This window comes from Kribbella sp. NPDC003557, assembly GCF_040610805.1.
GTDB lineage: Bacteria > Actinomycetota > Actinomycetes > Propionibacteriales > Kribbellaceae > Kribbella.
Genome location: NZ_JBEXMY010000002.1, coordinates 484840 through 505996 on the forward strand (window position 1 = coordinate 484840; position 21157 = coordinate 505996).

The following is a 21157-nucleotide window of genomic DNA, read 5'->3' on the forward strand; positions in this document are numbered from 1 at the left end:
TTTACGGTGATGACCACCAATGATCCGGCCGGGGACTCCGCCGCAGCCCCGGACACCAGCGCGCACGCCGCGCGGGCCACGTCGTTCGGCGCCGTCGCGGACGCGTACGACGCCGGCCGGCCGACGTTCCCGGCCGAGGCGCTGATCTGGATCCTGGGCCCGGGCCGCGGCCTGCAGGTGCTCGACCTGGGCGCCGGCACCGGCAAGCTGGCCGCGGTCGCCGCGGGGCTCGGCCACGACGTGATCGCCGTCGACCCCTCGCAGGAGATGCTCGAGATCTGCCGCCGGCGGCCGGGGATCGACACGATGGTCGGCGCCGCGGAGTCGATCCCGCTCGCGCACGCGTCGGTGGACGCGGTGATCGTCGGACAGGCCTTCCACTGGTTCGACCATGCCCGCGCGCTGCCGGAGATCGCCCGGGTGCTGCGCCCGAACGGCGTCCTCGGCCTGCTCTGGAACAACGCCGACACCGTGGTGCCATGGGTCCGCCGGCTCTTCCAGGTGATGCAGGGCGATGGGTTCGGCGGCAGCGACCGGTTCGACCCGGCGCCGATCCTGGAGCAGTCGAACCTGTTCACGATGATCGAGCAGGCCCGTTTCCGGCACTGGCACGACCTCGACCGCAACGGCCTGCGGCAGCTGGCCCGGTCGCACTCGCGGGTCGCCGTCCTGAAGGAGACCCGGCGTGACCAGGTCCTGGACCAGATCGACCTGATCTACGAGCACACCGCCCGGCCCCCGGAGCCGCTGCGGATGCCGTACTTCACCGGCTGCTTCCGCACCCACCCGAGCGAGTTCGCGAACTACCGCCGCACGATCGACGGCCCGGTCGCCCCGCACCTCTGAGAACTTTTTGGTTGCAGTAGGTCACAAATGCGCGACTTGCGGCTAACGTGCACCTGTTCGGTCCAGTGAAGGGGAACTCATGGACGAGAAAGTGGTGCACGAGCGGGACGCCCGCGCGTACGAAGCGGTCCACGACGCGGCCGACTTCAAGGAGCTGAAGCGGCGCTACCGGAACTTCGTGGTGCCCTGGACGATCGCCTTCATGGCGTGGTACCTGGCCTACGTCGCCTGCAACAACTGGGCGCGGGACTTCATGAGCCACAAGATCGGCGGTTCGCACATCAACGTCGCGCTGGTCTTCGGCCTGCTGCAGTTCGTGTCGACGTTCTTCATCGCGGCCCTGTACGGGCGGTTCGCCAACCGCAAGCTCGACCCGCTCGCCCACGGCCTGAACGCCAAGTACAAGAGGGAGCGTCGCCGGTGAACGCGCTGCTCGTCCCGCTCGCCCTCCCGTTGGCCGCTGAGCCGGGCAACCGTACGCTGACCATCTCGCTGTTCACCGCGATCGTCGCCGTGACGCTGTACATCACCTGGTGGGCGTCCCGGCAGAACAAGACCGCGGCCGACTACTACGCCGGCGGGCGCTCGTTCAGCGGCGCGCAGAACGGCCTCGCGATCTCCGGCGACTACATGTCCGCGGCGTCGTTCCTCGGCATCTCCGGCTCGATCGCCCTCTACGGGTACGACGGCTTCCTCTACTCGATCGGGTTCCTGGTGGCCTGGCTGGTGGCGCTGCTCCTGATCGCCGAACTGCTGCGGAACTCCGGCCGGTTCACGATGGCCGACCAGTTGGCGTTCCGGATGCGGCAGCGGCCGGTCCGGACCGCGGCCGCGACCTCCACGATCGTGGTGTCGATCTTCTACCTGCTGGCCCAGATGGTCGGTGCGGGCTCGCTCGTCGGCCTGCTGCTCGGGGTCAAGAGCGAGGGTCTGAAGGCCGGCGTGATCGTCCTGGTCGGCGCGCTGATGATCATCTACGTGACGATCGGCGGCATGAAGGGCACCACCTGGGTGCAGATCGTGAAGGCCGTGCTGCTGATGGCCGGCACGGTGCTGATCACCTTCCTGGTGCTGGTGAAGTTCCATTTCAACCTCTCCGACCTGCTCGGCACGGCTGCCGAGAAGTCCGGGAAGGGCGAAGCGTTCCTGCAGCCGGGCCTGCTCTACGGCAAGGACCTCACCGGCCAGATCGACTTCCTGTCGCTGGGCCTCGCGCTGGTTCTCGGTACGGCGGGTCTGCCGCACATCCTGATCCGCTTCTACACCGTGCCGGACTCGCGGTCCGCGCGTCGCTCGGTGCAGTGGGCGATCGGCCTGATCGGCGCGTTCTACCTGATGACGCTGGCCCTCGGCTTCGGCGCCGCGGCGCTGCTGGACACCGGCAAGGGCTCGGCCGTGGCCGAGTCGAAGGGCAACGTCGCCTCGCCGCTGCTGGCCGAGTCCGTCGGCGGCGGCGCCGGCTCGACCGGCGGTGCGATCCTGCTCGCCCTGATCGCGGCGGTCGCGTTCGCCACCATCCTCGCGGTGGTGGCCGGGCTGACGCTGACCTCGTCGTCGTCGTTCGCGCACGACCTCTACGCGAACGTGATCGCCAAGCAGAAGCCGACCGAGAAGCAGGAGCTGCGGGTGGCGCGGTTCGCGGCGATCGGGATCGGCGCGGTGTCGATCGCGCTGGCGATCCCGGCGCAGAAGCTGAACATCGCGTTCCTGGTCGCGCTGGCGTTCGCGGTCGCGGCCTCGGCGAACCTGCCGGCGCTGTTGTTCAACCTGTTCTGGAAGCGGTTCAACACCGCGGGGGCGACCTGGAGCATCTACGGCGGCCTGATCTCGGCCGTCGTGCTGGTGATCTTCTCGCCGGTGGTGTCCGGCAAGCCGACGTCGATGATCACCGACGCCGACTTCGCCTGGTTCCCGCTGTCGAACCCGGGCATCGTGTCGATCCCGCTCGGCTTCCTGTTCGGCGTGCTCGGCACGTACCTCGGTAAGGACCGGTCCAGCGAGGCCCGGTACAACGAGCTCTCGGTCCGCTCGATGACCGGCGCCGGCGCGGAGGGTCCCGCCAAGCACTGACGGTCCTCGAAAGGGCCGGCTCGCACTGCGCGAGCCGGCCCTTTCGTCGTTCACGAACCGTTGACGCCCGCGTAGTGGTGCCGTAACAATGAGCCATCGCCGCGCAAGAATTGAGCAAACCCACGAAAGTTTTGAACTCCCTGTGCGGCGGCACTTCCCTGTCCCGCCCACCAGGAGAGGTCTCATGCGAAACCCCCGATGGCGGTTGCTGACCGCCTTGCTGGCCGCGAGTCTCGCGGCCGCACCTTTGGTCCGGCCGGCGCCGGCCGCGCAGGCCGCCGTCCTTGCCGGCCCCAACCTCGCCGCCGGCAAGACCGCGTCGGCCAGCAGCAGCACCCAGAACTACGCCGCGTCGAACGTGACCGACGGCAACCAGAGCAGCTACTGGGAGAGCGCGAACAACGCGTTCCCGCAATGGGTCCAGGTCGACCTCGGGTCCTCGGTCGCGACCAACCAGGTCGTGCTCAAGCTGCCGACCGCGAACTGGGGCGCCCGGGACCAGACCCTCGCGGTCCAGGGCAGCACCGACGGGCAGAACTTCACCGACCTGTCCGCGGCCGCGGCGCGCACGTTCAGCCCGCCGAACAACACCGTGACCGTCGACTACGGAACCGCCACCACGCGGTACGTCCGGATCCGGGTCACCGCGAACACCGGCTGGCCGGCCGGGCAGCTGTCCGAGCTCGAGGTCTACGGGCCGGCGACCGGTGACACCCAGGCCCCTACCGCCCCGGGCGGCCTGGCCTTCACCGAGCCCGGCGCCGGGCAGATCAAGCTCACCTGGAACGCGTCGACCGACAACGTCGGCGTCACCGGCTACGACGTGTACGCGAACGGTCAGCTGCGGACCAGCGTGGCCGGCACCGTGCTCACGTACACCGACAGCCAGCCCGCCAACGTGTCGATCGCGTACTACGTCCGCGCGAAAGATGCCGCTGGCAACCAGTCCGCGAACAGCAACACGGTCACCCGCAACGGCAGCGGCGGTCCCGGCAGCAACCTGGCGTTGAACAAGCCGATCACCGCGTCCGGGTACGTGCACACCTACGTCGCGACGAACGCCAACGACGACAACGTCACGACCTACTGGGAGGGCAACGCGAACCCCGCGACGCTCACCACGCAGCTCGGCGCGAACGCGGACCTCAGCTCCGTCGTGATCCGGCTGAACCCGGATCCGGCCTGGGGGCCGCGGACGCAGACGTTCTCGATCCTCGGGCGTGAGCAGAGTTCCTCGGCCTTCACCACGGTCGTCGCCTCGGCGGCGTACGACTTCAACCCGGCGAACGGGAACTCGGTGACGATCCCGGTCAGCGCGCGGGTGGCCGACGTACGGCTGAACTTCACCGGGAACACCGGCGCCCCGGCCGGGCAGGTGGCCGAGCTGCAGGTGCTCGGCGTCCCGGCGCCGAACCCGGACCTCACGCTGTCCAACGTGACGTGGACACCGACGTCGCCGGTCGAGACCGACGCGATCACCGTCCGGGCGACGGTCAACAACGGCGGCACCGGCGGATCCGCGGCGACCGACGTGAACTTCTACCTCGGCGCGACCAAGGTCGGTACGGCGGCGGTCGGCGCCCTCGCGGCCGGCGCGTCGACGACGGTGAGCGCGTCGATCGGGACGCGCGACGCCGGCTCGTACCCGCTGAGCGCGAAGGTCGACGAGGCCAACGCGGTCATCGAGCAGAACGACGGGAACAACACCGGGCAGGCGTCCGGGCCGATGGTCGTGACACCGGTGGCGAGTTCCGACCTGGTGGCGGCCGCGGTGAACTGGACACCCGGAAATCCGTCGGCCGGAAATTCCGTCGCGTTTTCCGTGGCGGTGAAGAACCAAGGCAGCGTGGCCTCGGCCTCCGGGTCGCACGGGATCACGCTGACCGTGCTGAACGGATCGTCCGTGGTGACGACGCTGACCGGTGCGTACAACGGGTCGATCGCGGCCGGTGCGACCACCCCGGCTGTTGCTCTTGGCAACTGGACGGCGGCGAACGGCCGCTACACGGTGCGGGTCGTACTGGCGGACGACGCGAACGAGCTGCCGGTGAAGCGGACCAACAACACGAGTGAGCGGCCGCTGTTCGTCGGTCGCGGCGCGAACATGCCCTACGACCACCTCGAGGCGGAGGACGCCGCGGTCGGCGGCGGCGCATCCGTGATCGGGCCGAACCGGACCATCGGCGACCTCGCCGGCGAGGCGTCCGGACGGCGCGCGGTGACGCTGAACGCGAACGGCGCGTACGTCGAGTTCACCACGCGGGCCGCGACGAACACGCTCGTCACCCGCTTCTCGATCCCGGACTCCGCCGGTGGCGGCGGCCAGTCGTCGACGCTCAGCGTCTACGTGAACGGGACCTTCGCGAAGTCGCTGCCGCTCACCTCGAAGTACTCCTGGCTGTACGGCGCAGAGGCGTCGCCGAACAACTCGCCCGGCTCGGGACCGGCGCGGCACATCTACGACGAAGCGAACCTGATGCTCGACCAGACCTACCCGGCCGGGACGAAGATCCGGCTGCAGAAGGATCCGGCGAACGGGACGACGTACTCGATCGACTTCCTCGACACCGAGGCGGTGACCGCGGTCCCGAACCCGGGCGCTGGCTTCGTGACGCCGAACGGGTTCACCCAGCAGGACGTGCAGAACGCGCTCGACCGGGTGCGGCAGGACACCACGCTGCAGGGTGTCTACCTGCCGGCGGGCGAGTACCAGACGTCGTCGAAGTTCAACGTCTCCGGGCGGGCCGTGCAGGTCGTCGGCGCCGGGCCGTGGTTCACCCGGTTCGTCGCACCGCAGAACCAGTCGAACACCGACGTCGGGTTCGACGCGCAGTCGTCGGCGAACGGGTCGACGTTCCGCGGGTTCTCGTACTTCGGGAACTACGACAGCCGCAACGACGGCCCGGGGAAGGTGTTCAACTTCGCCGGCACGTCGAACATGACGATCGACAACATCTGGATCGAGCACCAGATGTGCCTGTACTGGGGCGCGAACACCGACAACTCGGTGATCAAGAACTCGCGGATCCGGGACACGTTCGCCGACGGCATCAACATGACGAACGGGTCGTCCGGGAACACCGTCAGCAACAACGAGGCGCGCTCGACCGGTGACGACAGCTTCGCGCTGTTCAACGCCACGGACAACGGCGGCGGGGAGGTCCGAGACAACGTGTTCGAGAACCTGTCGGCGATGCTCACCTGGCGGGCCGCCGGGTTCGCCGTGTACGGCGGGACGAACAACGTTTTCCGGAACCTGTACGCGGCGGACATGCTCACGTATCCGGGGATCACGATCAGCTCGCTGGACTTCGGCATCCCGATGAACGGCTTCGGCGCCTCCCCGCCGACGCAGTTCCAGAACGCGTCCGTCGTCCGGTCCGGCGGTCATTTCTGGGGTAACCAGACGTTCCCCGCGGTGTGGATCTACTCGGCGACGAAGGTGTTCCAGGGCATCCGCGTCTCCGACCTGGACGTCGTCGACCCGACCTACTCCGGGATCATGTTCCAGACCGACTACGTCGGCGGAAACCCGCTGTTCCCGGTCGCCGACACCGTCTTCACCAACACCACGGTCTCCGGCGCCCGCAAATCCGGCGACGCCTTCGACGCCAAGTCCGGCTACGCCATCTGGGCCAACGAACTCCCCGAACCAGGCGAAGGCCCCGCCCGCGGCGAAGTCACCTTCAACAACCTGGCCCTCACCAACAACACCACCGACATCCAGAACACCACCACAACCTTCACCATCCACCGCAACTAAACCCACGCCGGGGGCCGCCGGATCATCTCCTCCGGCGGCCCCTGGCAGAGGTCGCCGACCCCTTGTTTTAGGCGCATCTGCGGCCTTTCCGATCTGCCCCGGGATGCCCCGCGATGCCCCGGTGTCACACCCACACCGTCGCCGTTCCACGTGTGAAGCTCATGCCTTGCCACTCAACAGGGCGGGGTAATGCCGATCCACGTGTTCGTCGACGAGATCAAGTCCAAGGGTTTCCTGATGGCTGCCGCGCAGTGCCGGGCAGGCGACGTCGGGGTCAATCGGAAGGCACTCAGGAGCTTGCTGTTGCCTGGGCAGGAGCGGTTGCACTTCCGCTCCGAGAGCAACCAGCGACGGAAGAAGATCCTGCAAGTAGTCAGGGACTTTCGACTGCTGGTCGACCTGTACCAGGTCGGTGTGAACTCTCACGAGGCCCGCAAACGGTGTCTCGACGCGATCGTCAGAGACACGGCGACGTCCGCGGAACGCCTGGTGATCGAGCGCGACGACTCGACCTACGAGCACGATCGCAGGTGCTTGCGGGAGGCGGCGCGTCGGTTCGGGTGTTATGACACGCTTCGGTGGGATGTGCTGGCGGCGAAGAGCGACCCGCTGCTCTGGATCCCGGACGCCGTCGCCTGGAGTTGGGTACGGGGCGGTGAATGGAAGAAGTCGGTCGCCACGTTCTGTCAGGTCAAAGTGCCCTGAACAGCGCGAAACCCGGCTCGTCCACCGTCCGGAGGGCTGCCGGGTTCACTTCCGGGGGACTCGTGTCCCTCGGCGATGTCAACTGTAGCGCTGGAATCAGGTGTTCGGGGTGGATTTTGCTATCTGCCCCTGGATGCCCCGGGATGCCCCGGTGAGGAGGTTGTGGGCTGTGGGGGTTAGGGCGTGGAGGGCGGTGCCTTGGGTTCGGTGGGTGGTGATGAGGCCGGCGGTGCGGAGGACTCGGGTGTGTTCTGAGGTGGAGGCCAGGGAGATGCCTACGCGGCGGGACAGTTGGGTGGTGGTGGCGGGGTGGGTGAGGGAGCGGAGTACGGCGGCTCGGGTGCGGCCCAGGAGGTCTGCCAGGGCGTCGGTGGCTTCGGCGGTCGGGTCGGTCAGGTCGGCGCAGGGGTAGACGAGGACGGGGCGTCGGCCCGGTGCGTCCATCGCCAGGCAAGTCGAGACCAGCGGCGACGGATAGAGCTCCAGTCCGCGGCCTTGAAGGTGGATGTCCGCGGTCCAGTCGTCTTCGGGGCCGTACGTCGTGAGCACCGGCGTCGACCACTCGACGTCCGGATGCAGGGAGGACAGCAACGCATCGGTCCCGCCGTGCAGGACCGCCCGCGACCGCACTCCGAGGTCGTTGCCGTACCGCCGTTGCAGCTCGCTCGACGACGGCACCAGCACCTGCCGATGGAAGTCCCGGACCGCCATCCCCAGCGCCCGGCGTGATCCGGCCCGCCCGTCCAGCAATCCGCGCATGTACCGGTCGATGTCCGGCGGCAACCACGGCTCCAGCTCGCCCCGGATGACCTCGGCCGGCGTCTCCATCAACGCCTCGACCGCCGAGTCCAGATCGGGCCCAGGCACGTCCGGGACCAGGAAGTCGGGAAACAACCCGCCCGGCGAGATCAGCTTGAACAGCGGTCGCATCGACCCTTGCACCCGCGGCCCCGCCGTACGCCGCCAGCGTCGCGCGGCTGGTGAGATCGACCGGTCCCCGAGCGCCCGCGCCGCGAGCGCCGCCTCCCACAGCGGGTGCGGCTCGGCCGGGAACGTGACCCGTCCGAGGTCCGCGGCGGTGAAGTGGACCCGGATCATCCCTCGATTGTGACGGCCGGCGGGTCGCCCGCCCAGACCTGTTCGGCCCAGGCCGAATCCGCTCGCCGCTACCCGCCGTACGCTCCCACGCTGACCCGATGAAACGTCTCGCAGTCCTCACCGTCCTGGCCCTCGCCGCCGCCACCCCGTCGACGACGGCACAAGCCGGCCCCGTCCATCGTCCGACGGAGTACGTCGTCTCGAACACGCCCGGCGACAACCTCGAGGGAATCACGGTCACGCCCGGCGGCACGATGTACGTCACCAGCGTCGCCACCGGCGCCGTGTACCGCGGTACCACCCGCTCGTCCCGGCTCAGCCCGTTCCTCCAGCCCGGCAGCGACGGACGAACGTCGGCGACCGGCATCCACCTGGACCGCTGGGGCCGGATCCTGGTCGCCGGCGCGAGTACGTCGAAGCTCTTCCTGTACGACGCCCGCGGCCGGCTGCTCGGCGTACGGAAGGCCGCGGACGGCTCGTTCCTCAACGACTTCACGATCGCGGGCGACGCGGTCTACGTGACCGACTCGGCGCACAACCAGATCTGGCGGGCGCCGCTGACCCGCGCCGGTCTGGGCGAGCTCGAACCGTGGATCACCCGCGACCGGATCCAGCCGACGCCGTACTTCCTGAACGGGATCGTGACCGACGGCCGTGTCCTCCTGGTCGGCGAGCAGGGGCAGGACGTCACGTACCGGATCGACCTGCGCAGCAAGCAGGTCACGGTCCTGGACGTCCCGAACGGCATCCTGTCCGGCGACGGGTATCTCCTCGAAGGACACCGCCTGTACGCCGTGCACAACGCCGGCGGCGGGAAGTACGTGACCCGGCTCGCGATCCTGAACGACGACCTCAGCAAGGCGACCCTGGCCGCGGACTCGAGCCCTGGTGCGGCCGGCGCGACCCCGACGACGATCGCCCGCGACCGGGGCCGGCTCCTGTGGGTGAACAGCCAGCTGGACGTCGCGCCCGGCACACCGCCGTACACGGTGACCGTCGTACCAGGACTGCGTTAGAGCCCGTCGGTGACGCGATTCAGGATCGCGCCCGCCTGCAGAACGAGGGCCCGGTCGGCGTCGTCGAGGCGGTCGAGGAGCTTGGCGAGCTCGTCCGCGGCCTGCCGGCCGGACGCCTCGACGGTCTGCGCGCCGGCATCGGTGAGCACGACCGCGGTCGCCCGGCCGTCGACCGGGTCCGGTTCGCGCCGGACCAGGCCGGCCTCTTCCAGCGCGGCGACCGTGGTCGTCGCGGTCGGCTGGGAGCACGGCACACGCGCGGCGATCTCACCGATCCGGATCGGCTGCTCGTCGGCGATCAGCATCAACGCCAGGAACTGCGTCGGGTGCAGGAGCGTGGTGGTCCTGCTGCGGCGCAGGTGCCTGACGATCCTGTGCATGCTGACCAGCAGCTGCAATGCTTCCTGCGCCATCGTGATCACCTCCGTCGGGAAGCGCAATCCTGGCACAGGCATCCAAACATCTCCTACCGCGCCGGCCCGGGATGGGCGGCCGTGGAGTCAGGACGCGGGCAGCTCGCCGCCGTTGGCCGGTGCCGAGACCACGCAGTTCCGCCCGGCGTCCTTGGCCTGGTACATGGCCAGATCCGCCGCCATCTGCAGCTCGTCGAGGCTGGTGCCGGACTCCGGGTACGTCGCGGCGCCGATCGAGCACGTGATCGTCTCGCACAGGACGGGCCCGTTCGGGGTCGGGATGGTGACCGCCAGGCCGGCCACGCGGCGCCGGATCCGCTCGGCGGCCAGCGCGGTGTCGGCCGCCGACGTCTGCGGCAGCAGGATCGCGAACTCCTCACCGCCGAGCCGCCCGACCAGGTCGTTGTCGCGGACCTCTTGGCGCAGTTCGGCGGCGACCGCCTTCAGGGCCTCGTCACCGGCCATGTGGCCGAAGCTGTCGTTGATGGTCTTGAAGTGGTCGAGGTCGAGATACAGCACGCCGAGGCGTGAGTTCGTGCGCTCGGCGCCGGCGAATTCGCGGCGGGCGATCTCGTGCCAGAACGCCGCGTTCGCCAGGCCGGTCTTGGGATCGGTGCGGGACGCCGTCTGGAACTGCTCGACCAGTAGCGCCCGGTGCAGACCGAGGATGGTCAGCAGTAGAACGGCGACCGCCCAGGGCTGGCTGAGCAGCAGGGCAGCGGTGGCGACGCCCAGCCCGAGCGAGCCGGCCACGATCAGCTGCTCCGAGAGCTTGCCGATCGCGTTGCGCCCCGGGGAGTCGGGGTTGGACAGCATGATCGCGCCCGCGACGAGGGCGAAGTTGACGAACCAGTACGCCAGGCCGGCCGTCACGACGGCGACGAGCCCGATCGGGCCGCCCGGATAGCCGGGATAGACGCCGGGACGGATCGCCGCCAGCGCGACGGCACCCGCGGCTCCGGCCAGCACCACGGTCGTCGCGGTGAAGACCGAGCGGTACGGCGGAACGCGGCGGACCCGCAGCCAGGAGTGGACGTACGTGCTGACGATCAGCGCGGCCGCCAGCGGCGGAGGCAGGATGAGGACGCCGGCGAAGGTCCACATCCCCTTCAGGTTCGTGTACGGAATGCCTTCGGCGCCGACCTTGCGCAGCCGCTCGATGTCGCGGGCGGCCTCGAGGTGGATCGCCGATCCGGCGGCCAGCACCCCTAACCGGATCCAGTCACTGGACGTGATCGTGACCAGATCGAACGTCGAAGCGACCACGACGGCGGTGATGATCTCGACCGCCAGAACGTAGCCCAGCACGCTGCGCGGCAGCGACCACAACGCCCACTTGGTCGGGCTCCACGCCGCGTCCTGACGCCGGCGCAGGCGACGGTGCGCCAGCCGATGCCGGATACTCATGAAAAAGACCCCCGCCTCACAGTCGGTCCTTGTCACAGAGTAGCCGCGATATGCACGCATTGTCATGGCTTCTCTGGTTTTACCTCGCCCGGATTCCGCGAGAGGAGGCCGCCGCCATGCAGAACAACGACTGGTGACCACTCATGCCGGTTGCCGCGTCGCGCCGGCGTACCCGTACGCCGCGCCCGCTGCGACAAGCACACCGACGATACCGGCGGTCGCCACCACCAACCCCGGCGACCACCGATCTGCCGCCGCCCCGGCAGCGAGCACTCCGACTCCCTGGGAGACGATGAGCGCAGTGCGTGCCAGGCCGAACGCCTGGCCGCGCTGTGCGTCGGGGACGTTCAGCACGAACGCCGCGCTCGCGGCGAGCTGGTACGACGCGCACAGCCCGGAGATCATCCACAGCACGACGGTGACCCACAGCCCGGGCTCGACGACGCAGCCGATCAGCGGTGCACAGGACCCGATCGCCAACGGGCCCATCAGCGTGAGCCGCCGCGCCGGGGCGGCGCGGGTCAGCAGCAGCATGCCGACCATCTGCCCGGCCGGGTTCGCGGCCAGCAGGATGCCGACGGCCACCGGTCCGCCGCCGACCGCCGCGGCGTACGGCGCGGCGAGGCCCTCGATACTCACGTAGAAGCCGGCCACGCAGGCCAGCGCGACGAGGTAGCGCAGCCGCCGATCGCTCCAGACGAGCCGCGCGCCCGCCGACAGCGATTCCCACCATCCCGGACGCGCGTCGGCCGACTGCGGCAACGGGCGCTCCCGTACGCCGAACTTCAGCAGCAGCACGGACAACGCGAAGGTGGCCGCGTCGGCCAGCAGTGCTTTCTCGGCGCCGAAGGCCGCCACCAGCGTGCCGCCGGTCACGAACCCGGCCAGCTGGGCCGCCTGCGCCGTGATGTTGGTCACCGAGCTGGCCAGGACGAACTTGTCGCCGGTCAGGATCGACGGCAGCAGCGCCGCCCGCGCGGACTGGAAGGGTGAGGCGAGCAGCTGCACCGCGACCAGCAGGACGCACAGGATCCACAGCGAGGTGCCGGGGATCGCCATCGCGGCGAGCAGCAACGCCCGGGCGATGTCGCAGCAGATCATCACGCGGCGGCGCGGATACCGGTCGGCCAGTCCGGACAGCAACGGGCCGCCGACGATGTCGGGCAGGAAGGTCAGCGCGTAGGTGACCGCGGACAGTCCGGCCGAGCCGGTGCGGTCGAAGACCAGGACGGCGAGGGCGACCCGGGCCAGCTGATCCCCGATCACCGAGCCCAGCTGCGCCAGCCACAGCCAGCGGAACTCGGCCACGCCGAAGACCTCGCCGTACGTCGCGGGTTGCTCGGCGGGGTCGGTCGGAGGATGAACAGGGCGGGTCACCAGGTCAAACTACCCACGATCCGCGACGCAATGCGCACGCTACGGTGCGCCGCAGCTCACAGGTGTCCGGCGAGCACACCCAGCGCGAATGCTGTACCGGCGAGTCCGAGCATCGCGGTCGCCAGGGTGACCAGCCGCGCCTGGAGCTTCGGCAGCTCCCTCGTGGTCGCGAACACGCGCTGCGGCCAGTGCCGCCAGGAGACGTACCAGAAGATGCCGGTCGCGATCAGCAGGAGCAGTCCCTTGGCGGCGTGGAGCTGCCAGTGGTCCTGATTGACCAGCAGCAGCCCGCCGCCGGTGAGCGCGATGACGGCGATCAGGCCGATCACTTTCCAGCGGTTGCCCGAGGCAATCACCGCGGTCAGCGTCTCGCGACCGTCCTGGTCGGAGCCGAAGTACTTCTTCAGCTTCGGCTGCACCACGAACAACGAGTACGCCATTCCGCCGACCCAGGCCGCAGCCAGCCCGGCATGGATGATCGCGAGCACGGCCGTCATGCGCCGAAAATAGCCGCCGCACGGGGGCAGATCTCTATAGCCTCGCCGCATGGACCCCTGGCAAACGCTGACCACCGACTACGAACAATCCCGGGCCCGCGACGACTCACTCGACCAATTGATGGAATGGGACGCGCAACGCTCCCTGATCGGCCCCGTCGAGGGCCGCACCGTGCTGGACATCGGCTGCGGCAACGGCGAGAAGACCATCGAACTCGTCCACGAACACGGCGCGGCCTCGGCGGTCGGCGTGGACGTCGGCGGCCAGTTCCTGACAGCACCTGACGGCGCGGATGTGACGCTGGTCCCCGGCAACCTGTCGGACCTCGACGAGATCGACGCGCTCAACGGCCGGCGCTTCGACGTCGTCCTGTTCCTGCAGTCCCTCGCCTACGCCCAGGACCGCGGCAGGACGCTGCGCACCGTGCGGTCCCTGATCGCCGACGACGGCGTACTGGTCGTCTCGATGGCGCACCCGATCCGTTGGGCGGTGGAGCGCTCCGCGCGGGACGGGATCGCGCTGGGAGACGCGTACCACACGGTCGGCCCGTACTCGTACCCGTCGCGGTGGAATCCGGACATCACCATCACGCACACGACGGACACGTTCTCCAGCATCCACAACGCGCTGACCGACAACGGTTTCCGGGTCGAGCACGTGCTCGAACCGCAACTGTCCGACCAGAACAAACAACGTTTTCCGCACAAGCAGGAATGGCTCTCGCAGCACGTCGGAATCATCATTTTCCGCGCCCGGCCGGCATGAGGGTCCTGCACCGGTCCGGGCAGTGGTGTCCGGCCCGGCAGATCGGAGAGGTCGTCGCGTACGACGTGCGGATCCTCCCGCAGTACCAGGTGCCGGGCCGGCCGACCGTCGACCGAAGTTACCTGCTGCTCGGCGAGGCGGCCCAGCTGACCAAGCCGGCGGTGTTCGAAGGGGCGCTCGAGGGCTGGTGGTACGTGGACCTGGTGGAGATCGAGCGCTCCGGGGACGACCTGATCGTGCACGACCTGTACGTCGACCTGCTGTTTCCGCCAACGCTGAGCCGGTACCAGGTCCTGGACCTGGAAGAGCTGGGCGATGCCCTCACCGAGGGCAAGATCACGGCCGCTCAGTGCGCGGACGCTCTGACCGCCACCCAGCACTTCGTGCACCGATACCTGCGCGGCGTGGAGGAAGGGCCCAACGGACCTGCCGCGGAGTTTCCGCCGGCGGCGGTCGTCGAGCTCGAGCAGTTGCCGTCGTTCCTCTGAAAACAACAGGCCCCCGGGACGCACCCGGGGGCCTTGTTGTCTGCGAGGTGTCAGTCCTCGTCGGACTTGCCGGACTCGAGGTTGGTCTTGATCAGGTCCATCACGGTCGAGTCGGCGAGGGTGGTGACATCGCCGACCTCGCGGTTCTCGGCCACGTCGCGGAGCAGGCGGCGCATGATCTTGCCGGAGCGGGTCTTCGGCAGCTCCGAGACGACCATGATCTGCCGCGGCTTCGCGATCGGGCCGATCTCCTTGGCGACGTGGTTGCGCAGCTCCTGGACCACGTCCGGCCCGCCGTCGCCGGCCTCCGAGCGCAGGATCACGAACGCGGCGATCGCCTGGCCGGTCGTCGGGTCGGACGCGCCGACCACGGCCGCCTCGGCGACCTTCGGGTGCGAGACCAGCGCGGACTCGATCTCGGTCGTCGACAACCGGTGGCCGGAGACGTTCATCACGTCGTCGACCCGGCCGAGCAGCCACAGGTCGCCGTCCTCGTCCTTCTTCGCGCCGTCACCGGCGAAGTACACCCCCGGCCAGCGCGACCAGTACGTGTCGACGAACCGCTGGTCGTCGCCCCACAGCGTCCGGAGCATCGCCGGCCACGGCTTGGTGATGACCAGGTAACCGCCGGACCCGTCCGGCACCGGGTTGCCCGCGTCGTCGACGACGTCCACGCTCACGCCCGGGATCGCCTTCATCGCGGCGCCCGGCTTGCCGGCCGTCACGCCCGGCAGCGGCGAGATCATGTGCATCCCGGTCTCGGTCTGCCACCAGGTGTCGACGACCGGCGCTTCGTTCCCGCCGATGTGCTCGCGGTACCAGACGTACGCCTCCGGGTTGATCGGCTCGCCGACCGACCCGATCACCCGCAGCGACGACAGGTCGAACTTCGCCGGGATGTCGGCGCCCCACTTCATGAACGTCCGGATCGCGGTCGGCGCGCAGTACAGGATCGAGACCTTGTACTTCTGCACGATCTCCCACCAACGGCCCTGGTGCGGCGTGTCCGGCGTACCTTCGTACAGCACGGAGGTGGTCGCGTTCGCGAGGGCGCCGTACACGATGTAGCTGTGGCCGGTGACCCAGCCGATGTCGGCCGCGGTCCAGTAGACGTCGGTGTCCGGCTTCAGGTCGAAGACACCCCACTGGGTGTACGCCGTACCGACCAGGTAGCCGCCCGTGGTGTGCAGGATGCCCTTCGGCTTGCCCGTCGTGCCCGACGTGTACATCACGTACAGCGGGTGCTCGGCGTCGAAGGCCTCCGGCGTGTGCTCTGCCGACTGCTTCTCGACGAACTCGTGCCACCACAGGTCACGGCCCTCGACGATGCTCGTGTCCTGGCCGGTACGGCGCACGACCAGCACGTTCCGCACGTCGGGGCACTCCTCGAGCGCCGCGTCGACGGCCGGCTTCAGCGCCGCCGGCGCGCCGCGGCGGTACCCGCCGTCGGAGGTGATCACGACCCGCGCGTCGCAGTCCTGGATGCGGCCCTTCAGGGCGTCCGCGGAGAAGCCGCCGAACACCACCGTGTGCGGGGCGCCGATCCGGGCGCAGGCGAGCATCGCGACGACCGTCTCCGGGATCATCGGCATGTAGATCGCGACCCGGTCGCCGGCCTTGACGTTCAGCTCGAGCAGCGCGTTCGCGGCCTTGCTGACCTCGTCCTTGAGCTGCGCGTAGGTGATCTCCCGGCTGTCACCGGGCTCGCCCTCGAAGTAGTAGGCGACCTTGTCGCCGAGGCCGTTCTCGACGTGCCGGTCGACGCAGTTGTACGCCGCGTTCAGCTTGCCGTCGGCGTACCACTTCGCGAACGGCGGGTTGCTCCAGTCCAGCGTCTCGGTCGGCTCGGTCGCCCAGGTCAGCCGCTTGGCCTGCTCCGCCCAGAACCCCTCGAAGTCGGCCGCGGCCCGGTCGTACGCGTCGGCCTTCAGGTTCGCGTTGGCGGCCAGCTCGGCGGGCGGGTCGAACCGGCGCTCCTCGTGCATCAGGTTCGACAGTGCCTCGGACTGGGGTGGCTCTGCATTCGTCACGTCGACGACTCCTCCTCGCTGGCTTCGGCGCGCTGGAGCGCCCGGTTACCTTTCTACCAACGCCGACCCCGCCACGGGAACCGGCGTATCGCCGAGCCGGTCCGAATCTGCGCCGAACAGGCGCCGCCGCAGGACGGGCGGCCCGGGAATTCCGGCGTACGGCGGAACCAAACGGGCCGGCCGTGCATCGGACTTGATGTGAACCCGATGCAGCCGACCGCCCAGACGCCGACTCTCGCCACCGAGGAACGCCGGAAGATCTCGTGGGCCGCCCGCCGCCGGGTGCACGCCCGCGAACTGCGCGTCCGCCGGACCCAGAAGGCCGCCCGCGCACAGCTGCCCGCGTACTGACGGCCTGACTCTGGCGGCCCAGCTCGGCTCTTGGCGGCCCGGCTCTGGTGCCTAGCTCTGGTGGTAGGCCAGGAGCTTGCCGAGGATCGTGGTCAGCCGGGTACGGTCGGTGGCCGACAGCGGGGCGAAGATCTCTTCCTGCGCCTTGCCGACCAGATTCGTCAGCCGCCGGTACTGGCGCTTGCCGGCCGTGGTGATCGTGATGACGTTGCGGCGGCCGTCCTCCGGGTCCGGGCTGCGCTCGACGTACCCGTCGGCCTCCAGTTCGTTGAGCGCGGCAACCACATCGCTGCGGTCGATCGAGCTGCGCCGGCCGAGCTCGGCCTGACTGGCCGGCCCGAACTCGACCAGCGTCGCGAGCAGCCGGAAGTGGTACGCCCGCGCGCCGCCGGACGCGAACGACTCGGTCACCACCCGGTGCGCCTGGGCCGCACTCTGGGTCAGCAACCAGCTCGGCAGTTGGGTCAGGGCGGTCGGAGTCTGCTCATCCACCCGCGCAGTCTAAGCGCTGACCGGTTCGTCGCCAGCGTTGGCGCGACCTACGATTCGCGGGCGTCCAGGAGTTCGTCCCAGTGATCCTCGGCCCAGTCGCAGAACGCGCGCATCGGACCGAGCAGGCTGCGACCGAGATCGGTCAGCGCGTAGGTGACCCGTCGGTCGTCCTGCACCCTGCTCACGAACCCGTCCCGCTCGAGGGCTCTCAGCGATTGGGTCAGCATCTTCGGGCTGATCCGGGCGAGCGGGACCCGCAACTCGGAGTACCGCCGGGGACCGTCCTCCAGGCAGCGCAGCACCAGCCCCGCCCATTTGTCACTGCCGATCCGGAACGGCAGCAGACTCGACGGGCAGATCTCCTCGAACATTTCCGCTCGCAGCGCCTCCATGGCTACCAAGGTATCCAATCGGTAACCACCCCTCCTTCTACGGTCGCCGTACCCGTTCAGAGGAGGTTGCAGTGAGCAAGATTCTGGTCATCGGCGCGCACGGACGAGCCGGCCGCGCCGCCGTGGAGGAGGCGCGGGGCCGCGGTCACGAGGTAGTCGGGGTCGCCCGTACGGCGGATGCCGGTCTGGTCTCCGGTGACGTGACGGACGCGGGGCGGATCGCCGACCTGGCCGCGGGGTACGACGCGGTGATCGCCGCCGTATACGACGGCGGTAGCGACCCGGGCGAGTTCTTCCCTCGCGCGGCGCGAGCTCTCGTCGAAGGTCTGGAGAAGGCGGGGGTGGCCCGGCTGGTGTGGGTCGGGCTGGCGTCGATCCTGCCGACCGCCGACGGGACGCTTCTGATGGACACCGACGGGTATCCAACCGAGTACCGCTCGTTCTTCCTCGCCCACCAGGCGGCCCTGGACACCTTCGTTGCCTCGTCACTGGACTGGGTGTCACTCGCACCCACCGGCGACTTCAACCATGCAGATCCGTCTCGTAGCGGCAGCTACCGGGTGGCGCCGGCGGACGCGCAGGACCTGATCTCGTACGCCGACTTCGCCGCCGCCCTCGTCGACGAGGCCGACAACCCGACGCACCACCGCACGGCGCTCGGCGTGACCGTCTAGCTCTTGCAGCTCGACAGTACGTATACGCCCACTGCCCCGCTGGTGGGCGGATAGCCAGGCGTGCGGGCGGTGGCGGTGGGCCTATACGTACTGTCGAGCTGCCGCTCGAGGTAGTGGTCTAGACGGGTGCCTGGCGCCAGTCGTCGTGCGGACGATAGGTTCGGGGCATGGCTGGGGCCGAGGAGTACTTGGGCAAGGCGTTGGCGATCGCGCACCAGGCCGCCGACACACAACTGGGCGCGATCCGGGTAGCGGCCGGGCTGGTCGCCGACGCGCTCGCCGGCGGGAAGACGTTCTGGGTGTTCGGCACCGGGCACAGCCACGCGCTGGCCGAGGAACTGTACGGACGGGCCGGCGGACTGGCCGACGTACGGGCCATCCTCGAGCCCGGGCTGATGCTGCACGAAGGCCTCCAGAAGAGCTCGCTCCTCGAACGCCTCCCCGGCCTGGCCGACGTCCTGCTCGAGATCAACCCACTGGCCGCGGGCGACGTCGTCCTCATCGCGTCCAACTCGGGCCGGAACGCCGTACCGGTCGAGTTCGCGCTGGGCGCCCGCGCGCGGGGCGTGTACGTGATCGCGCTGACATCCCTGGCCCACTCGAACGCCACCACCTCCCGAGCCCCCGGCGGCCAACGCCTCTTCGAAACCGCCGACGTCGTCATCGACAACTGCGGCGAACCAGGCGACGCCCTCATCGAGGTCGCGGGCACGCAGGAACGCACCGGCGCCACCTCCACCCTGGTGGGCGCGCTCCTCCTCCAGGCCCTGACAGTAGAAGTAGTAACCCGCCTGACGGACCGCGGCCAACCACCGAAAGTCCTCCGCAGCCTGAACGTCTGACCCACGCGCACACCGGGAGGATCGGACCCACGCGTGCTACGCAGCCGCTTGCTTCGTCGCTGCGCTCCTCAGCGCGTCTGCTTCGCGCGCTCCCACCCACCCCCGGCTTAGCGCCGGAGCATTAGTTTCCGGCTGACGCCGGGGAGCTCCGGCTGACGCCGGGCGTTTCCGGCTCGCGCCGGTGAGTTCCGGCTCGCGCCGGTGAGTTCCGGCTCGCGCCGGTGAGCTCCGGCTGACGCCGGGGAGCACCGGCTGACGCCGGGGACTCCGGCTGACACCGGGGTTTTCCGGCTCACGCCGGGGAGCTCCGGCTGACACCGGGGTTTTCCGGCTCGCGCCGGTGAGTTCCGGCTGACGCCGGGGAGCGCCGGCTCACGCCGGGCCTGCGGCTGGCGCCGCTTCTGTCCGCTGGCGCGGACGAGCTGTGAGCGCTGGCGCTCGCATGCAAGGGCTAGGTGAGCACTCCCTGCCAGCGGATCACTCTGACAGGCACCCCGTGGGCTCGTGCCAGAGCCCTCTCATCCGCAGGGCCACCTCACTCGCCGCCGTCCAGTCGAGCGCGGGCAGCAGTCACCCCGCGGGCGGCAGACCGCAACAAGTCGGCGCCAGCCGACAGACCGCGGCGCCAGACGCAGCTCCGGCGCCAGCCGATCTCGCGGCGCCAGCCGCAAACCCCGGCGATAGCCGCAGCTCCCGGCGTCAGCCGGAGACAGATGCTCCGGCGCCAAGCCGGGGGCGGGTGGGAGCGCGCGAAGCAGACGCGGTGAGGAGCGCAGCGACGAAGTGAGCGGATGCGTAGCGCGCGTGGGGCCTACCTCACCCACCACCGTCCAGCCGCACGCAAGCGGCAGTCACCCCGCGGGCGGCAGACCGCAACAAGTCGGCGCCAGCCGACAGACCGCGGCGCCAGCCGCAGCTGCGGCGTTGGCCCGAAACTCCGGGCGCCAGCCCCGAACATCGGGCGCCAGCCCCGTACATCGGGCGCCAGCCCGAAACTCCCGGCGCGAGCCGGAAACAGATGCATCGGCGCCAAGCCGGGGGGAGCGCGCGAAGTCAGCCGCGCTGAGGAGCGCAGCGACGAAGTGAGCGGATGGGTAGCGCGCGTGGGACGACTGCTAGGTGGCGCGGTAGGCGACCGTGATGTCGTAGCGGTCCGAGCGGTAGACCGAGCGGCCGAATTCGATGACCTGGTCGGTGGCGGTGCGGGGGGCCGAGGTGATGATCAGGCAGGGGGTGGAGTTGTCGATCTCGAGGAGTTCGGCGTCGCCTGGTTCGGGTGGGGCGGCGACGATGGACGCGGAGACCATGCCGAGGGTGACGCCGTACCGGCTGGAGAGTTCGGTGTAGAGGGACTTCTCGGCGAAGTCGATCTCGTCGAGGCCGGGGTAGCGGTTCAGGGACAGGGCGGTGCGTTCGATCGCCATCGGGTCGCCGTCGGCGGTGCGCAGGCGGACCAGGTGCAGGACGGGGGTGCCGACGGGTTCCTCGAGCTCGCGGGCGAGGTGTTCGTCGGCGGCGCCGACGCGGTGCTCGAGGACCCTGGCGCCGGGCTTGATGCCGCGGTTGACCATGTCCTGGCTGAACGACGACGCGAGCATCCGGGACGGGCGCGGCTCGGCGACGAAGGTGCCGCCGCCGGGGCGGCGGTTGGCGAGGCCCTCGGCCACGACGCGGTCGACCTCCTGCCGCACCGTCATCCGGGCGACGCCGAAGCGCTCGGCGAGGACGCGTTCGGACGGCAGCACGGTGCCGACGGCCAGCGAGCGGGTGAGGTTCTCCAGAATCTCGCGAATCTGGTCACCCTTCGGGCGGTCGGTCCGCAGCTCGGTGGGGAGCTCGGCGAGGTCGCCTGGGTTGTTCCGTGGGCGGGCCATGAGGTCAGTATCCCTGGGAATCTGCCCGGCAAACCGGTTGCCGGGGACACGGGCCG

The 21157-nt window shown here is 69.6% G+C and carries 20 protein-coding genes; 11 read left to right on the forward strand and 9 right to left on the reverse strand.

Going from position 1 to position 21157, the window contains the following annotated elements; all coding sequences use genetic code 11:
- The first annotated feature begins 9 nt into the window (after window positions 1–9).
- From ABZW60_RS08145 to ABZW60_RS08165, 5 genes are all read left to right on the forward strand, one after another.
- Window positions 10–846: a methyltransferase domain-containing protein gene (locus ABZW60_RS08145; RefSeq protein ID WP_355475031.1), complete on the forward strand. Its 837-nt coding sequence runs from the start codon at window positions 10–12 to the stop codon at window positions 844–846.
- A 79-nt stretch (window positions 847–925) separates the two neighbouring features.
- Window positions 926–1270, forward strand: a complete 345-nt coding sequence (locus tag ABZW60_RS08150; protein WP_355475032.1) for a DUF485 domain-containing protein — start codon at window positions 926–928, stop codon at window positions 1268–1270.
- Window positions 1267–2916, forward strand: coding sequence for a cation acetate symporter (locus tag ABZW60_RS08155; protein ID WP_355475033.1), 1650 nt, complete (start codon window positions 1267–1269; stop codon window positions 2914–2916). The genes ABZW60_RS08150 and ABZW60_RS08155 overlap by 4 nt, the downstream gene beginning before the upstream one ends.
- Before the next feature lie 184 nt (window positions 2917–3100).
- On the forward strand, window positions 3101–6679 hold the full coding sequence (locus ABZW60_RS08160; protein ID WP_355475034.1) for a discoidin domain-containing protein: 3579 nt from the start codon (window positions 3101–3103) through the stop codon (window positions 6677–6679).
- A 189-nt stretch (window positions 6680–6868) separates the two neighbouring features.
- Window positions 6869–7384 carry a hypothetical protein gene (locus ABZW60_RS08165; RefSeq protein WP_355475035.1) on the forward strand — a complete coding sequence of 172 codons (516 nt, stop codon included), beginning with the start codon at window positions 6869–6871 and terminating at the stop codon, window positions 7382–7384.
- 96 nt (window positions 7385–7480) lie between these two features.
- Here ABZW60_RS08165 and ABZW60_RS08170 read toward each other — a convergent pair whose 3' ends face one another.
- Window positions 7481–8482, reverse strand: coding sequence for a winged helix-turn-helix domain-containing protein (locus ABZW60_RS08170; RefSeq protein WP_355475036.1), 1002 nt, complete (start codon window positions 8480–8482; stop codon window positions 7481–7483).
- A gap of 98 nt (window positions 8483–8580) precedes the next feature.
- Here ABZW60_RS08170 and ABZW60_RS08175 point away from each other — a divergent pair, with 98 nt between their 5' ends.
- The gene (locus ABZW60_RS08175) at window positions 8581–9498 is read left to right on the forward strand and encodes a superoxide dismutase (protein WP_355475037.1); all 918 of its coding nucleotides are present in this window, start codon (window positions 8581–8583) and stop codon (window positions 9496–9498) included.
- Here ABZW60_RS08175 and ABZW60_RS08180 read toward each other — a convergent pair.
- The 4 genes from ABZW60_RS08180 to ABZW60_RS08195 form a co-directional block, all read right to left on the reverse strand.
- Complete coding sequence (locus ABZW60_RS08180; protein WP_355475038.1) at window positions 9495–9953, reverse strand: MarR family transcriptional regulator; 459 nt, start codon at window positions 9951–9953, stop codon at window positions 9495–9497. The genes ABZW60_RS08175 and ABZW60_RS08180 overlap by 4 nt on opposite strands.
- Before the next feature lie 45 nt (window positions 9954–9998).
- A complete protein-coding gene (locus tag ABZW60_RS08185) occupies window positions 9999–11318 on the reverse strand; it encodes a GGDEF domain-containing protein (protein WP_355475039.1) in 1320 nt (439 codons plus the stop codon).
- Between the two features lie 141 nt (window positions 11319–11459).
- On the reverse strand, window positions 11460–12695 hold the full coding sequence (locus ABZW60_RS08190; protein ID WP_355475040.1) for an MFS transporter: 1236 nt from the start codon (window positions 12693–12695) through the stop codon (window positions 11460–11462).
- Window positions 12696–12751: 56 nt separating this feature from the next.
- Window positions 12752–13192: a hypothetical protein gene (locus tag ABZW60_RS08195; RefSeq protein WP_355475041.1), complete on the reverse strand. Its 441-nt coding sequence runs from the start codon at window positions 13190–13192 to the stop codon at window positions 12752–12754.
- Window positions 13193–13241: 49 nt separating this feature from the next.
- On the opposite strand from ABZW60_RS08195, the gene ABZW60_RS08200 reads away from it, so the two are divergent.
- Window positions 13242–13958 carry a class I SAM-dependent methyltransferase gene (locus ABZW60_RS08200; RefSeq protein WP_355475042.1) on the forward strand — a complete coding sequence of 239 codons (717 nt, stop codon included), beginning with the start codon at window positions 13242–13244 and terminating at the stop codon, window positions 13956–13958.
- On the forward strand, window positions 13955–14446 hold the full coding sequence (locus ABZW60_RS08205; protein ID WP_355475043.1) for a DUF402 domain-containing protein: 492 nt from the start codon (window positions 13955–13957) through the stop codon (window positions 14444–14446). The genes ABZW60_RS08200 and ABZW60_RS08205 overlap by 4 nt, the downstream gene beginning before the upstream one ends.
- A 50-nt stretch (window positions 14447–14496) precedes the next feature.
- Here the strand turns inward: ABZW60_RS08205 and acs are convergent, their stop codons facing one another.
- Complete coding sequence (acs, locus tag ABZW60_RS08210) at window positions 14497–16431, reverse strand: acetate--CoA ligase (protein WP_355475859.1); 1935 nt, start codon at window positions 16429–16431, stop codon at window positions 14497–14499.
- A 252-nt stretch (window positions 16432–16683) separates the two neighbouring features.
- On the opposite strand from acs, the gene ABZW60_RS08215 reads away from it, so the two are divergent.
- Window positions 16684–16827, forward strand: a complete 144-nt coding sequence (locus ABZW60_RS08215) for a hypothetical protein (protein WP_355475044.1) — start codon at window positions 16684–16686, stop codon at window positions 16825–16827.
- A gap of 51 nt (window positions 16828–16878) precedes the next feature.
- Here ABZW60_RS08215 and ABZW60_RS08220 read toward each other — a convergent pair whose 3' ends face one another.
- The gene (locus ABZW60_RS08220) at window positions 16879–17319 is read right to left on the reverse strand and encodes a MarR family transcriptional regulator (protein WP_355475045.1); all 441 of its coding nucleotides are present in this window, start codon (window positions 17317–17319) and stop codon (window positions 16879–16881) included.
- A gap of 47 nt (window positions 17320–17366) precedes the next feature.
- A complete protein-coding gene (locus ABZW60_RS08225; RefSeq protein WP_355475046.1) occupies window positions 17367–17711 on the reverse strand; it encodes a helix-turn-helix domain-containing protein in 345 nt (114 codons plus the stop codon).
- A gap of 71 nt (window positions 17712–17782) precedes the next feature.
- Between ABZW60_RS08225 and ABZW60_RS08230 the strand changes: the two genes are divergently transcribed.
- A complete protein-coding gene (locus ABZW60_RS08230; protein ID WP_355475047.1) occupies window positions 17783–18385 on the forward strand; it encodes an NAD(P)H-binding protein in 603 nt (200 codons plus the stop codon).
- A 167-nt stretch (window positions 18386–18552) separates the two neighbouring features.
- On the forward strand, window positions 18553–19227 hold the full coding sequence (locus ABZW60_RS08235) for an SIS domain-containing protein (RefSeq protein ID WP_355475048.1): 675 nt from the start codon (window positions 18553–18555) through the stop codon (window positions 19225–19227).
- A gap of 1115 nt (window positions 19228–20342) precedes the next feature.
- Here ABZW60_RS08235 and ABZW60_RS08240 read toward each other — a convergent pair.
- Window positions 20343–21101 (reverse strand): GntR family transcriptional regulator, encoded by a 759-nt coding sequence (locus ABZW60_RS08240; RefSeq protein ID WP_355475049.1) that lies wholly within the window; start codon window positions 21099–21101, stop codon window positions 20343–20345.
- Window positions 21102–21157: the final 56 nt, after the last annotated feature.

What these genes read in the sequence shown, in the direction of transcription:
- ABZW60_RS08145 (WP_355475031.1), top strand. Translation starts at nt 10, where the DNA reads ATGACCACCAATGATCCGGCCGGGGACTCCGCCGCAGCCCCGGACACC.
- ABZW60_RS08150 (WP_355475032.1), top strand. Translation starts at nt 926, where the DNA reads ATGGACGAGAAAGTGGTGCACGAGCGGGACGCCCGCGCGTACGAAGCG.
- ABZW60_RS08160 (WP_355475034.1), top strand. Translation starts at nt 3,101, where the DNA reads ATGCGAAACCCCCGATGGCGGTTGCTGACCGCCTTGCTGGCCGCGAGT.
- ABZW60_RS08165 (WP_355475035.1), top strand. Translation starts at nt 6,869, where the DNA reads ATGCCGATCCACGTGTTCGTCGACGAGATCAAGTCCAAGGGTTTCCTG.
- ABZW60_RS08170 (WP_355475036.1), bottom strand. Translation starts at nt 8,482, where the DNA reads ATGATCCGGGTCCACTTCACCGCCGCGGACCTCGGACGGGTCACGTTC.
- ABZW60_RS08175 (WP_355475037.1), top strand. Translation starts at nt 8,581, where the DNA reads ATGAAACGTCTCGCAGTCCTCACCGTCCTGGCCCTCGCCGCCGCCACC.
- ABZW60_RS08180 (WP_355475038.1), bottom strand. Translation starts at nt 9,953, where the DNA reads ATGCCTGTGCCAGGATTGCGCTTCCCGACGGAGGTGATCACGATGGCG.
- ABZW60_RS08185 (WP_355475039.1), bottom strand. Translation starts at nt 11,318, where the DNA reads ATGAGTATCCGGCATCGGCTGGCGCACCGTCGCCTGCGCCGGCGTCAG.
- ABZW60_RS08195 (WP_355475041.1), bottom strand. Translation starts at nt 13,192, where the DNA reads ATGACGGCCGTGCTCGCGATCATCCATGCCGGGCTGGCTGCGGCCTGG.
- ABZW60_RS08200 (WP_355475042.1), top strand. Translation starts at nt 13,242, where the DNA reads ATGGACCCCTGGCAAACGCTGACCACCGACTACGAACAATCCCGGGCC.
- ABZW60_RS08205 (WP_355475043.1), top strand. Translation starts at nt 13,955, where the DNA reads ATGAGGGTCCTGCACCGGTCCGGGCAGTGGTGTCCGGCCCGGCAGATC.
- acs (WP_355475859.1), bottom strand. Translation starts at nt 16,431, where the DNA reads ATGCACGAGGAGCGCCGGTTCGACCCGCCCGCCGAGCTGGCCGCCAAC.
- ABZW60_RS08215 (WP_355475044.1), top strand. Translation starts at nt 16,684, where the DNA reads ATGCAGCCGACCGCCCAGACGCCGACTCTCGCCACCGAGGAACGCCGG.
- ABZW60_RS08225 (WP_355475046.1), bottom strand. Translation starts at nt 17,711, where the DNA reads ATGGAGGCGCTGCGAGCGGAAATGTTCGAGGAGATCTGCCCGTCGAGT.
- ABZW60_RS08235 (WP_355475048.1), top strand. Translation starts at nt 18,553, where the DNA reads ATGGCTGGGGCCGAGGAGTACTTGGGCAAGGCGTTGGCGATCGCGCAC.
- ABZW60_RS08240 (WP_355475049.1), bottom strand. Translation starts at nt 21,101, where the DNA reads ATGGCCCGCCCACGGAACAACCCAGGCGACCTCGCCGAGCTCCCCACC.